This window comes from Microvirga puerhi (assembly GCF_020089865.1).
GTDB classification, from domain to species: domain Bacteria; phylum Pseudomonadota; class Alphaproteobacteria; order Rhizobiales; family Beijerinckiaceae; genus Microvirga; species Microvirga puerhi.
The window spans coordinates 188,852-201,876 of the sequence record NZ_JAIRBM010000006.1; the positions used below are offsets into that span (position 1 = coordinate 188,852).

Sequence of the window (13,025 nt, forward strand, 5' to 3'; positions counted from 1 at the left end):
CTCAGCCGGACAGCGAACTTGGCTGAACGACTTGTAGCATATCAGCTTGTAGGATATCCTGCAAGAAGCAGATAACGTAACGGAACTTGCCCATGAGAATTAGCCTTCTGGGGACGAGCCACTGGCATGCCGCGATGCATCTGGATGCCGCCCGTCATGAGGGCGCCGAGGTCATAGGGACCTGGGATCAGGATGCAGCGGCAGCGGGCCGGTTTGCTCAAGCCGAAGGCCTGAAGGCCTGCTCTACCCTTCAGGATGTCTTGGATTCCCGGCCCGACCTCATCGTTCTGATGGGGGATCCCCGAACCGTGCCGACCGTCGCCCAGGAGGTGATCCGGGCGAAGATCCCGATGATCCTGGAAAAGCCTGCCGCGCCCCGGACGAGCGACATCGCTCCGCTGGTCGAGACCGCCGCCGAGAGCGGCGCTTTCGTCGCGGTTCCGCTGCCTAATCGCTTTGGGCCAATCTTCCGCGCCATGACGGGTCTGGACGGGACTGGAAGGCTCGGCACCGTCGCCCATGGTCATTTTCGGATCGTCAACGGACCGCCGCAACGATACCGCGACGATGGCGTAGGGTGGCTTCTGGATCCCCTGGTCGGCGGTGGCGGCGCCCTGCGCAATCTGGGCATTCACGGGATCGACGCCGCGCTCAGCCTTGCTCGAGGGCCCCTTCGGATCGTCGCATCGTCCGTGGGCAATCGCATCCATCGGGAACCCGTCGAAGATCACGCCGTGGTGACGCTGATGGACGAGGCAGGCGCCTTGTTCACGGTCGAGGCCGGATACACCTATGCGTCGATGGCTCCAGGAGGCGATTTCGAATGGCGTGTCGCAACGGCGAACGCCTACTTGATCGACCATGGTGAGAGCGCCCGATGCACCACGCTCGACGACGGGCAGTCCTATTCCCTCCTGCCCGAACACCCCTCCACGCGGTATCGCCTCTTCATGGCTGATACGCTTGACCGGATCCGTCGCGGCGTGCGGCCATCCGTCGGCATCGGGGACTACTACGCCGCCATGCGGCTGATCGACCAGGCATATGAAAAGGCGAAATCATGATTGGTGTCGGAATCATTGGGGCGGGACATTTCGGTGCCGTACATGCGCGAGCGATGCGGCAGGTCGCCGGCGTACGATTGGTCGCGTCCTGTCGCTCGGATAAGGATGCCGGCGCAGCCTTCGCGGCCGAACACGGAGGCAAGAGCTATGACGATTGGCGGGCTCTGATCGACGATCCGGCCGTCGACGCCGTCCTGATTGCGACGCCGCATCATCTGCACGAGGACATCGCCATCGGGGCGGCCCGGGCGGGAAAGCACATCCTGCTCGAGAAGCCCATGGCCCCCACCCTCTCGACCTGTACCGCAATTGCGGACGCGGCTGAAGCCGGCGGCGGCAAGTTGATGATCGGGCATGTCATGCACTTCGCCCTCCCCTGCCTCAAGGCGAAAGCTATCGTCGATTCCGGCGTTATTGGGGAACCCGTCCTCGGATCGAGCTGGATGATCAAGCTCTGGATGGAGAGCAACCGGCGCCCGTGGCACCTCGCCCGGGCATCGGGCGGCGGAATGCTCATGACGGCGGGCATCCATGCCCTCGATCGCCTGATCTGGCTGATGGGTCAGCCCGTGACCGGCGTGACCGCCATGATGGGCAGTTACTTCCATGACCAGGAGGCTGACGATTCAGCACTCATCGGACTGCGCTTCGCCAACGGCCGGATCGGTCAGGTCGCCAGCGTCGGATATCGCGACGGCGCGATGTCGTTCGCGATGGATCTCGTCTGCGAGAAAGGCACGATCAGGATCGATTTCGATCGCGGCGTCTTCCTGGGCCAGGGAGCACAATGGACGGAAGTTCCCGGTTCCTTCGAGCCGGACTGGATGGATCGGGCCGTGGAGCGCGAATGGGAGGCCATGACAGCGAGCATCGTCAACGACACCCCGCCTCCGGTCAGCGGAACCTATGGCCGTCACATGATCGCCTGTATCGAAGCCGCCTATCAGGCCAACGCCGAACGCCGCGAGACTCCCGTCGCAGCGGAGTTTCATCCATGACCGCAAGCGCGGATCGTGTTCCGCGCGGTCTCATCGTGTCATGCCAGCCGGTCACCGGTGGGCCGATGGACGACCGCGAGACGATCGTGCGACTTGCGCTTGCCGCCCGCAACGGCGGCGCCAACGCGCTTCGCATTGAAGGATATGTGAATGTGGCGGCCTGCGATCTGCCGATTGTCGGCATCGTCAAGCGCGACCTCGCGGACAGCCCGGTCAGGATCACGCCCCTCGTCGAGGATGTGCGTGCTCTCGCGGAGGCGGGAGCGACCGTCGTGGCGGTGGACGCCACGAGAAGAGCGCGCCCGGTCTCCATCGCGGAGCTGCTTCGGGAAATCCATGCCCGTGGCTGTCTGGCCATGGCCGACATTGCAACCATCGACGAGGCACGAGACGCCGCGCAGCTCGGCTTCGACATCATCGGAACCACCATGTCGGGCTACACGGGCGGGCCCGTTCCGGAAGAGCCCGATCTCGCCCTGGTTCGGGAATGCAGGGCTTTCGGCAAGGCCGTCGTCGCGGAAGGGCGATACAACACGCCTTCCTTGGCCGCCGAGGCCATCGCTCGCGGCGCAACAGTGGTTTGCGTGGGATCGGCCATCACGTGGACCGAACATGTCACCAGCTGGTTCGCCGACGCGCTTGCGAGAAAGGCCTCTCAGGGCCGTCCCACCCTCGCATTCGATATCGGTGGCACAAAAACCCTGGCCGCGCTGGTGAACGGCGCCGTCGTCCTCGACCAACAGGTCATCGCGACACCGCGCGATCTCGGCACGGAGGATTGGTTCAAAACTCTCGAAGGTCTCGCAAAGCCGTGGCGCGGATCCTACGATTGCGTCGGTGCTGCCGTGACCGGTCTCGTCGCTAATGGGCGATGGTCGGCTCTCAACCCCGCGACACTTGCCATTCCAGGCTCACTGCCGCTGCAGGACAAGTTGGAATCGCAGTTCGGCGTATCCGCGTTCATCTGCAACGACGCACAGGCTGCAGCCTGGGGCGAATACCGGTTCGGCGCCGGAGCAGGCCGGGATCTGATCTTCCTGACCATATCGTCGGGCATCGGCGGCGGCATCGTCTCCGGCGGACGTCTCCTGACCGGCTCGCGGAGCCTTGCGGGCAGTCTGGGCCAGACCTTGAAGGCGTTTGGCGGAAACCGTCTCGAAGACAGCGCCTCCGGTTTTGGAATGGCACGCGCCGCGCAACGCGCCGGTCACCCACTGGACGCGAAAGACATCTTCTATGCGCGGGATGCGGGCCAATCGTGGGCAAGTGAGATCGTGTCCTCGGCTGCGACGGACATTGCCGGCGCGCTCGTCAATCTCCAGATCCTCGTTGACCCCGAAGTCATTCTTCTCGGCGGTGGCGTAGGTCGGAACGCCGCCTTCCAGGAAGAAGTGGCGGAGTGTCTCACCCACATCGATCCTCGTCTGCGTCCCACAATCGAAGCGGCCACGCTCGGACCGATATCCGGTGCTCTCGGCGTCGCCGACTTGGCGCGCATACGGCTATAGCCGGAGGGCCGTGAACACCCCCTATTGCGTCGGCACGCCTTCGGCAGCGGTGCGGCCGAGATCCTTCACCTGCTCCTCGAAGCTGCCACGCGTGTACGGGTCGATCACCGCGACCGGCGCAGACAACGCAAGACCGGCCGCTTTTCCCACAGTGGCGGCCGCGCCGGTCGTCACCTGCACGATGACGTCGCCCAGTCCCACACGGGAATCCGTCAATACTTGTCCGCCCTGCAACTGCTTCCCGATGATCTGAACGACCTGCGGGCTCTGGGCGAACTTGGCGTGATTGAACGGATCGTCGGTGCGCAGCCCCGTCAGATTCAGGGTCGTGATTTGCGCCTGCTCCAACTCGCTCCGATAGGGCTCCATGTCGGGATTGATGGCACCGAGCCGAGCGGAGTCGCCCCAGATCCGGCGCGAGATCCCCAAGGCGCGATCGTCCTGAGAGACAAACAGCGTGATCTTGGGACGGTTTCGTCCCATGTCGAGGATCGATTCCCGGGCGATGTCGACATCCACATCGGGCGCTGCCAGCATCACATTCGTGATCTTCGGCGGCACGCGACCGTTGCGAATGCCCATCTGGCGCAGCGCCTCCAGCGTCACGACATTCCCCATGGAATGGGCGAGGATCGCGACCTCACCCACGGAGGGATCCGCAGCGAGAGCCGTCAGCAGATCCTCGAGGGCATTGCGCGACCAAGTTGTGCTTTCGCGATCATAGCCATAGGCCAGCGCACTCCCGCGGGATGGCCATGTGAAGAGTACCGGCACGACGGGCGCCTGCGCGTCATGTACGAACTGAGCAAAGCGGAAGACTGCGTCCTCGAACCGATTGTTGTAGCCGTGAACGAACACCAGGACGCGCCGTCCCGGCACCGTGCCGACCATACGGTGGAACGTCCGAAGCGCCGTCGGCATGTCGATCACCGCCGCGCGCCGGGTCACGAAATCCCTCGCCGGATCTCCCGGACTGACGGATGGCCACCGGACCTCGCCGACGCGCCGCGTCGGATCCTTGGGAATCGACACCACGATATCCGCAAATGCCAGACGGTTCCCACGTCCTCCGGAAAAGAGATTGTCTTCAAGCGGAACCTTCTCCCGCGTGGTCGCAACGAGCATCTCCACGGGAGTGCCCTGCATGGCTGGATCATCGACCGGAATGAGGACGCCGTGGCGGGACGCGCATGCGGTCAAAAGCAGTCCGAGAAGGGCCAGAGCCGCAAGACGCGCCACCTTTGCAAAAATCATGGACCACCCATCTGCTGGAGCCCAAAGGCAGCCGCAACGAGGCCGAGCACAAGGCGACGGATCGTGGCCGGCATGGCGGCATGTCCTCTCTGGATGTCCGGCTCTGCGGCCGGTTGGTGATGATCCGCGAGCGTCCCGGCCCCATGGAACACTGTCGCCCAGCCGGAGCATCAGCCAAGCCACGCGTTAAGATGTTAGTAACTTGGCAGTCGTCGACAAGTGAAAAGATCGAGCATCTTTGATCATCTTCGACCTCGTCATCGATACATGATTGCGAACGTAGGAAAGCAGCCTCTCAAACCAGCACGATGTTGATGTCGGATCGAAACATATGCGGGTGCGTTCCACTTCGCAGGGAATGGCCAAGGGAGCCGCGGCTGCACCGGTAAGCCGGATCATGATGTCTCTATCGCAGCAGGACAGGACGATGCCAGAAGATCCCTACAATCTGGATCGCTTCATCGACGCCCAGGCCAGCGTCTTCGAGACGGTGCTTCAGGAGCTGAGGGCCGGCCGAAAGCAGAGCCATTGGATGTGGTACATATTCCCACAGCTGCGCGGGCTCGGAGCATCGTCCATGTCCGACTTCTACGGAATCGGCTCGCTGGACGAGGCACGCGCCTATCTCGGCCATCCGGTTCTTGGCGAACGGCTGGTGCGCTGTACCGCGCAGGTGCTCCAGATCGGAGATCGGTCTCTACGCGCGATTTTCGGGACGCCGGACGATATGAAGTTCCGCTCCTCGATGACATTGTTCGACCGTGCCGCGGGCAAGGACCAGGACATTTTCCAGCGGGCCCTCGATCGCTATTGCGACGGCAAGGCGGACGAGCGGACATTGGCCCACCTCTCTGCTGGGGCATGAAAGCTGGCTTTCCTAAGACCAAGGCAGAGAAGCCATGCGAAGGCGATGCGCTGGCCTTCAAGGGAGGCTCAAGAGTTCGGATTTTCAGAAGAGTCTTTTGGTGGAGCCAGGCGGAATCGAACCGCCGACCTCTTGAATGCCATTCAAGCGCTCTCCCAACTGAGCTATGGCCCCACGCAGGCCGCGGTGATGGGGCACCGCGGAATGGTTGCCGCGAAAAGCAGCGGCGCTTCTATAGTCGGGTCCGATCAGAGGTTCAAGCCTCTTCATCGTCCTCCAGATCGCTGTCGATCAGGTCCGACACGTCGTCGTCGCCTTCCTCTTCGTCTTCCAGGAAGGTGTCGTCGTCGGCCACTTCGTCGCCCACGTCGATATCGTCGTCGGTCGGAATGTCCTTCTCCGCCTCATCGGCCTCCACTTCGTCGAGGGAGACCATTTCGGCGCCTGCCGATTCGAGCTCGGTCTCGTCCTCGTCGGGGGCGGGGGAGCGGGCGATAGCGGGAGCCGCCACGCGGCTCAGGGCAGTTGCCTGAAAAACGGTACCGCATTTCGGGCAGACAGCGGGATCTCTGTTGAGATCGTAGAATTTCGCGCCGCAGCTCATGCACTGGCGCTTCAAGCCGAGTTCCGGTTTGGCCACGGGTTCATGCCTCAATCTGAATGCTGGGAAGGCTCCGTTAGTCGCGGGGGCATCCCTTGTCAAATAAGAAATTGCAGGAGAAGGCCAGACCGACGCGCCTCCCAGGATGACGGCACCGAATGCCCGTGTTAGGAGCCGCCGAGATCACAGACGTAAAGGGGCGGACATGGCGCACGCGCATGGATTGGCATCACCGGTCACGAGCCGGCCGGGCTCGGCCCTCAAAGGGCGCCTTCGCGTTCCCGGCGACAAGTCGATCTCCCACCGTTCCATGATCTTCGGCCTCCTCGCCATCGGCGAAACCCGGGTCGAGGGCCTGCTCGAAGGGGACGATGTGCTGCGCACCGCCGAAGCCTGCAAGGCCCTGGGCGCCGACATCACCCGCGAGGCACCGGGACGGTGGCGGATCCGCGGCGCCGGAATCGGCGGCCTCGTCGAACCTGCCGGCATTCTCGACTTCGGCAATGCGGGAACGGGCTCGCGCCTGATGATGGGCGTGGCTGGCAGCCATCCGATCACGGCGACCTTCGACGGGGACGCCTCCTTGCGCAAGCGGCCAATGCGCCGGATTCTCGACCCTCTGGTCAAGATGGGCGTCACCGTGGTCAGCGAGGCGGAAGGCGGACGCGTTCCCCTGACCTTGCGCGGCCCCCGCGAGACGATCCCGATCACTTACGAGACACCGGCCGCCTCGGCCCAGATCAAGTCCGCCGTCCTGCTGGCCGGCCTTAATTCTCCCGGCCGGACGACCGTGATCGAGAAGGAAGCCACCCGCGACCATACCGAGCGGATGCTGCGCCATTTTGGCGCGACCGTGGAAACGGTGCAGCACGGGGAGCATGGACGCGCCATCACCCTCCAGGGTCAGCCCGAGCTTCGTGGCACGACGGTCGTCGTGCCGAGCGATCCCTCCTCGGCAGCCTTCCCCATCGTGGCCGCTCTGATCACGCCCGGCTCGGATGTCGTGATCGAGGGCGTGATGATGAATCCGCTGCGGACCGGACTGATCACCACCCTTCTGGAAATGGGCGCCTCCATCGAGCGTCAGAACGAGCGCGACGAGGGCGGAGAGACCGTGGCCGATCTGCGGGTGCGTGCGAGCCGGCTCACCGGCGTGACCGTTCCGGCCGATCGCGCTCCGGCGATGATCGACGAATATCCCATCCTGGCCGTGGCGGCCTCCTTCGCCGAAGGGACCACCAGGATGCAGGGGCTCCACGAGCTGCGCGTGAAGGAATCGGATCGTCTGGCGGCGGTTGCCGCCGGCCTCGCCGAGGCGGGGGTTCAGCACGAAATCACGGGCGACGATCTCATCGTCCACGGCACGGGCGGCAAGGTCCGCGGCGGCGGCAAGCCGGTCGCCACGCATCTCGACCATCGCATCGCGATGGCATTCCTGGTCATGGGGCTTGCGACGACGGAACCGATGACGGTCGATGACGGCGCGATGATCGCCACGAGCTTCCCGACCTTCATCCCGCTCATGCGGGAACTCGGCGCCACGATTCTCGACTGATGCGCACCATGCTCATTGCGATCGACGGTCCTGCCGCTTCCGGCAAGGGGACGCTCGGCAAGCGCCTGGCGGATCACCTGGGCTTTGCCCATCTCGATACCGGCCTGCTCTATCGGGCGGTCGCAGCGGTTCTCCTGAACGAGGGCATCCCCCTCTCTGACCGGGAGGCGGCAGCACAAGCGGCGGAGAACCTCGACGTCGCGCATCTCGATGGGCCCGATCTGAGGGGCGCCGCGATGGGTGAAGCAGCCTCGGTCATCTCGGCCTATCAGCCCGTGCGGGATGCCCTCCTCGCCTTCCAGCGCCAGTTCGGCAGCGAGCTACCGGGAGCCGTGCTCGACGGGCGGGACATCGGCACCGTCGTTTGCCCCAATGCGGACGTGAAGCTGTTCATCACCGCGACGCCTGAGGAACGAGCTCGCCGCCGGCACCTCGAACTGCTCCGGCGCGGCGAGGACGTCGCCTACACGTCGATCCTGGCGGATATCCGCCGCAGGGACGAACGGGACATGACCCGCGCGACCGCACCGCTCAAAGCGGCGCCCGATGCGATCACCCTGGACACGACGGCCCTCGACGCGGATGGCGCCTTTCTCGCTGCCCTCGCCATCGTGGAGAAGAAGCGAAGCAAAACTTGACCTTGCGTCGAGCGAGGAAGGTGGCACACTTCATCGGACCGGCTCCTCAAAGGGAGATCGCCCGATGGTTCGCTCCGGCTGCATGCGTTTCGCCGCAGGACTTGTCCTGGTTCTGGGATTGCTGATCTCCCCGTTGAGGGCCCAGGCGCAGACGGAGGTGGATCTCGCCCTCGTCATCGCCGTCGACATCTCCTTCTCCATGGACACCGAGGAACAGGCTTTGCAGCGAGAAGGGTTCGCGCAGGCCTTCCGCTCCCCCCTCGTGCACGAGGCGATCAAGGCCGGGCTTCTCGGCAGAATTGCCGTCACTTACGTGGAATGGGCGGGCACGTCGGATCAGAAGGTGATCATTCCCTGGACGGTTCTGGACAACCCCGAGGGCCTCATGGCCTTCGCCGAAAGGATTTCATCCACGCCGCTCAGCCGGGCCCAGCGCACTTCCATCTCCAGTGCCCTCGACTTCAGTGCCAAACTGTTCGACGAGCTTGGTGCAACCCCCACGCGGCAGGTGATCGACGTTTCCGGGGACGGGCCCAACAACCAGGGACGCGCCGTGGAACAGGCACGGGACGACGCCCTGGCGAAGGGCATCACCATCAACGGCCTGCCGATCATGCTGCGCAAGCCCGGCTATCTCGACATCGCAGACCTCGACATCTATTACAGGGACTGCGTCATTGGAGGTCAGGGGTCGTTCATGGTTCCGGTTCGCGAGCGGGAGCAGTTCGTCAACGCCATCAAGACCAAGATCCTCCTCGAAGTCGCCAATCTCACCCCTGAAGTCCCCCGCATCGAGCGCATTCAAAATCCGCCCCGGGCCAATTGCCTGAGCGGCGAGATGCAGTGGCGCGATCGCTGGAACAACTGATATCGGACACTTATGCAAAAGCTGACCTTGGCGCTCGTGGCCCACGACGCCAAAAAGGACGACATGGCCGATTTCGTCGCCATGCACGAGAATGCCATTCGCCCCTTCATCCTGTTCGCCACCGGAACCACCGGCGGCCGAGTCATGGAGCGCTGTCCTTCACTGTCCGTGACGCGCCTCAAAAGTGGCCCGCTCGGCGGCGACCAGCAGATCGGCGCCATGATCGCCGAGGGCAAGATCGACGCCCTGTTCTTCTTCGTCGATCCGCTCTCGCCCCATCCCCATGACGTGGACGTGAAAGCGCTGATGCGGCTCGCTCTCGTCTACAACATTCCGATGGCGCTCAACCGCGCCACCGCCGAGCGTCTGATCGTCACTTTCGATCCTTGATACCCGTCACGTGCCCCGCGGCTTGGCGCGGCGGGTCGGCGCCGCCGTGACAGGATCCTCCGGCCAGGGATGCTTGGGGTATTGTCCGCGCATGTCGGCACGCACTGCGGCCCAGGACCCGCGCCAGAAGCCGGGAAGATCGCGCGTGATCTGGATCGGACGCTGAGCGGGCGAGAGCAGGTGCAGGATCAGCGGCACGCGCCCTCCCGCCAGGGTTGGGTGCTTGTCGAGACCGAACAGTTCCTGGACGCGCACCGCGAGCACCGGCCCTTCCTCGCCGCCGTAATCGACCGGAATCTGGGAGCCGGTCGGCACCTCCACATGGGTCGGCGCCTCCGCATCAAGACGCCGCTGCAGATTCCAGGGCAGCAGGCCCCGTAGGGCCTCGCTCAGGAGATCGGCTCCGATCTCGGCAAGGCCGCTCTTGCCGACGAGGTACGGTGCCAGCCATTCCTCGACCGTGGCGCTCAGCGCCTCATCGGACAGATCCGGCCATTCCTCGCCCTCGGCCTTTCGGAGGAACATCACTCGTTCCCGCCACTGGGCGAGCGCCTTGGACCAGGGCAGAACGGACAATCCCAGCGATGCCAGCCCCGTAGCCAGTGCACGCGCACTCTCTTCCGTCGCTGGAACCGGCAGGGGCCGCTCGTTCAGGACGAGGGCGCCGTAGCGCCGAGCGGCCCGGGCCCGGAGCGCCCGGGCCTGCCGGTCGAAAACGATTTCATCGCGGCTCTCGATATCATCCCCAACCATGTCATCGATTTCATCGATCCCGATCGGCGCCGCTGCGAGAATGCGCGCAGACGCAGCCCCGCCCGCGATCTCCGCGACAGCCAGGTAGGGCTCTCTCGCGAGCCGGTCATGCGGTTCGAGGCTGGCGCCGCGGCCGTTGGCCATGAGGTATTCCCCCGGCTTGCCCCGGGCCTTCGCCAACCGGTCCGGATAGGCCAGTGTCAGGAGTGCTCCCGCAGAAAGGCCGGCGCCGGAAGTCGACGGCGTCGTCACGCTGCACGCCCAGCCATCCGCCATGCGGCGCATGTCGTCGGCGCGGCGCGAGCGGTCGCGGCGGAAGCGCTCCACCCGCTCCGTCAAGTCCACACCGTCGCCGCCGAGCCCCCGCTCGACGAGCACCGCCGCGAGATCGGCCGCATCCCGCCCCTGTCCGATCTCTCCGCCTCTCAGCACCATACGAGCAAGGCGCGGCGGCAGTGGGAGATCGCGCAGGCGGCGGCCGATGTCGGTGATGCGCCCGCCGCTATCCAAAGCATGAAGCTGCTGCAGCAGCACCCTCGCTTCCTTCAGGGCTGGCGCCGGGGGCGGATCGAGAAAGGCCAGCGTCGTCGGATCGGTGACGCCCCAAGCGGCACAATCGAGCAGGAGAGGCGCCAGGTCCGCCGAGAGGATCTCTGGGCGTGCGAAGGCCTCGAGCGCCCCGGTCGCGGCCTCTTCCCAGAGCCGATAGCAGATCCCGGGTTCGGTTCGCCCGGCGCGGCCCCGCCGCTGATCGGCGGCGGCGCGCGAAACACGGACGGTCTCCAGCCGGGTCAGGCCGATCCCGGGCTCATAGACGGGCACGCGGGCAAGGCCGGAATCGACGACCACCCGCACCCCTTCGATGGTCAGGGAGGTTTCGGCGATGGAGGTTGCAAGCACCACTTTGCGGCGGCCCGGTTTGGCCGGGCTGACAGCGAGATCCTGCTCGGCGCGATCCAGGGCGCCGTAGAGGGGCGCGATATCCACTGCGGGATCGGTCACGCGTTCACGCAGGAAACTTTCGACGCGACGGATCTCGCCCTGCCCCGGCAGAAAGACCAGGATCGAGCCGGGCTCCGCTCTCAAGGCCCGGTTGACGGCTTCCGCCACCTGCTCCTCGATGCGCCGGTTCGGATCGCGCCCGAGATAGCGGGTCTCGACCGGATAGGCCCGCCCCTCGGATTGGATCACAGGCGCATCGGACAACAGCCTCGCGACCCGCGCTCCGTCCAGGGTGGCCGACATGACGAGGAGGCGAAGATCCTCCCGCAAGCCTGCCTGCGCATCGAGCGCGAGCGCAAGGCCGAGATCCGCATCGAGGGATCGCTCGTGAAACTCATCGAAAAGGACGGCCGCGATCCCGTCGAGACTCGGATCGTCCAGGATCATGCGGGCGAAGACGCCCTCGGTCACCACCTCGATCCGGGTCCTGCGGCTGATCTTGGAGCCGAGGCGGACGCGAAGGCCGACCGTCTCGCCCCCCTTTTCGCCGAGGGTCTGCGCCATCCGGTCGGCGGCCGCGCGGGCAGCGAGCCGGCGCGGCTCCAGGATGATGAGCTTGCGGCCCTCGACCCAGGGCTCGTCCAGGAGGGCGAGCGGCACCCGCGTGGTCTTGCCCGCGCCCGGCGGCGCGACGAGAACCGCGTTCGGGCGTGCCTGAAGGCTCGCCGTCAAGTCGGCGAGCACCTCGTCGATAGGAAGTTTCGTCTCGAAGGAACGCATGCCGCCTGATGGCTCAGGCGGCGCAAGAGAGCAAGATCCTTCAGGCTGCGATGCCGTAACGGCGGAGTTCCGCCGCCAGATCCATCGGCTCCAGGAAGTGGATGGCCTTCATGCCCACCGCACGGGCGCCTTCCACATTGGCCTTGGAATCGTCGATGAAAATGCAGTCCGCAGCAGTTAGCCCATAGCGGTCGAGGAGGAGATTGTAGATGGCCGGCTCCGGCTTCAGCAGCCGCTCGTCCCCAGACACGATGGTGCCGTCGAACCCGTCGAGGAACGGGAAGCGCTTCTTCGACAGGGTGAACTTGGGAGCGGAGAAATTCGTGATGCAGTAATTCGGGACGCCGGCATTCCGCAGGCGCTCGAGCAGGGCCACATTCTCTTCGATCGTGCCGGAAACCGTCTCTTCCCAACGATCGTGAAAGGCCCGGATCGAAGTCTCGTGATCGGGAAAATCCTTCACCAGGAGCGCCACCGCCTCGTCCCAGTCCCGCCCGCGATCCTGTTCAAGATTCCACGGGCCGGTGCACACCGTCGCCAGGAACCATTCCATCTCGTTCTCATCCGTGAAGATGGACCGGTAAAGGTTGCGCGGATCCCAGCGCAGCAGAACGTTTCCGACATCGAAGACGACGGTGGTTGGATTTCGATCGGTCAAAATGGTCCCCTTCTTGGTTTCTCTGGTGCGAGTCTATCCCGGCAAAGCATGCGGAACCATTCTCAAAAATGGAACTCAGCCCCCCGTTTCTCGACTACTGAGCGCCTCTTCCTGAATGCTTCGTGAAGCTTGGCCGTTGGTCCGGCGGGAC

General features: G+C 64.8%; 12 protein-coding genes and 1 tRNA gene. 8 read left to right on the top strand and 5 right to left on the bottom strand.

The features are described from left to right. Positions 1-92: 92 nt before the first annotated feature. The 3 genes from K9B37_RS10385 to K9B37_RS10395 are packed head-to-tail and all read left to right on the top strand — an operon-like array spanning position 93 to position 3,570. Positions 93-1,064 carry a Gfo/Idh/MocA family protein gene (locus K9B37_RS10385; protein WP_224312998.1) on the top strand — a complete coding sequence of 324 codons (972 nt, stop codon included), beginning with the start codon at positions 93-95 and terminating at the stop codon, positions 1,062-1,064. Then, complete coding sequence (locus K9B37_RS10390; protein ID WP_224312999.1) at positions 1,061-2,062, top strand: Gfo/Idh/MocA family protein; 1,002 nt, start codon at positions 1,061-1,063, stop codon at positions 2,060-2,062. Before K9B37_RS10385 ends, K9B37_RS10390 begins: the two co-directional genes overlap by 4 nt. Then, positions 2,059-3,570 carry a putative N-acetylmannosamine-6-phosphate 2-epimerase gene (locus tag K9B37_RS10395; RefSeq protein ID WP_224313000.1) on the top strand — a complete coding sequence of 504 codons (1,512 nt, stop codon included), beginning with the start codon at positions 2,059-2,061 and terminating at the stop codon, positions 3,568-3,570. Before K9B37_RS10390 ends, K9B37_RS10395 begins: the two co-directional genes overlap by 4 nt. A 21-nt stretch (positions 3,571-3,591) precedes the next feature. On the opposite strand, the gene K9B37_RS10400 is transcribed toward K9B37_RS10395, so the two are convergent. Next, on the bottom strand, positions 3,592-4,824 hold the full coding sequence (locus tag K9B37_RS10400; protein WP_224313001.1) for an alpha/beta hydrolase: 1,233 nt from the start codon (positions 4,822-4,824) through the stop codon (positions 3,592-3,594). A 427-nt stretch (positions 4,825-5,251) separates the two neighbouring features. On the opposite strand from K9B37_RS10400, the gene K9B37_RS10405 reads away from it, so the two are divergent. After that, complete coding sequence (locus K9B37_RS10405; protein WP_224313002.1) at positions 5,252-5,689, top strand: DUF1810 domain-containing protein; 438 nt, start codon at positions 5,252-5,254, stop codon at positions 5,687-5,689. Positions 5,690-5,787: 98 nt separating this feature from the next. Here the strand turns inward: K9B37_RS10405 and K9B37_RS10410 are convergent. Together K9B37_RS10410 and K9B37_RS10415 are read right to left on the bottom strand one after the other, a co-directional pair. Beyond that, a tRNA-Ala gene (locus K9B37_RS10410) sits at positions 5,788-5,863 on the bottom strand. Between the two features lie 82 nt (positions 5,864-5,945). Continuing rightward, positions 5,946-6,329, bottom strand: a complete 384-nt coding sequence (locus K9B37_RS10415; protein ID WP_224313003.1) for a TIGR02300 family protein — start codon at positions 6,327-6,329, stop codon at positions 5,946-5,948. Positions 6,330-6,495: 166 nt separating this feature from the next. Between K9B37_RS10415 and aroA the strand changes: the two genes are divergently transcribed. The 4 genes from aroA (at position 6,496) to K9B37_RS10435 (ending at position 9,741) form a co-directional block, all read left to right on the top strand. Further along, the gene (gene aroA, locus K9B37_RS10420) at positions 6,496-7,845 is read left to right on the top strand and encodes a 3-phosphoshikimate 1-carboxyvinyltransferase (RefSeq protein ID WP_224313004.1); all 1,350 of its coding nucleotides are present in this window, start codon (positions 6,496-6,498) and stop codon (positions 7,843-7,845) included. Positions 7,846-7,853: 8 nt separating this feature from the next. Then, positions 7,854-8,483: a (d)CMP kinase gene (cmk, locus tag K9B37_RS10425; protein ID WP_224313086.1), complete on the top strand. Its 630-nt coding sequence runs from the start codon at positions 7,854-7,856 to the stop codon at positions 8,481-8,483. A gap of 64 nt (positions 8,484-8,547) precedes the next feature. After that, positions 8,548-9,351, top strand: coding sequence for a DUF1194 domain-containing protein (locus K9B37_RS10430; RefSeq protein WP_224313005.1), 804 nt, complete (start codon positions 8,548-8,550; stop codon positions 9,349-9,351). A 12-nt stretch (positions 9,352-9,363) separates the two neighbouring features. Next, on the top strand, positions 9,364-9,741 hold the full coding sequence (locus K9B37_RS10435; protein ID WP_224313006.1) for a methylglyoxal synthase: 378 nt from the start codon (positions 9,364-9,366) through the stop codon (positions 9,739-9,741). Positions 9,742-9,747: 6 nt separating this feature from the next. On the opposite strand, the gene hrpB is transcribed toward K9B37_RS10435, so the two are convergent. Together hrpB and K9B37_RS10445 are read right to left on the bottom strand one after the other, a co-directional pair. Beyond that, positions 9,748-12,216, bottom strand: a complete 2,469-nt coding sequence (gene hrpB, locus K9B37_RS10440) for an ATP-dependent helicase HrpB (protein WP_224313007.1) — start codon at positions 12,214-12,216, stop codon at positions 9,748-9,750. Positions 12,217-12,256: 40 nt separating this feature from the next. Next, complete coding sequence (locus K9B37_RS10445; RefSeq protein WP_224313008.1) at positions 12,257-12,874, bottom strand: HAD family hydrolase; 618 nt, start codon at positions 12,872-12,874, stop codon at positions 12,257-12,259. Positions 12,875-13,025: the final 151 nt, after the last annotated feature.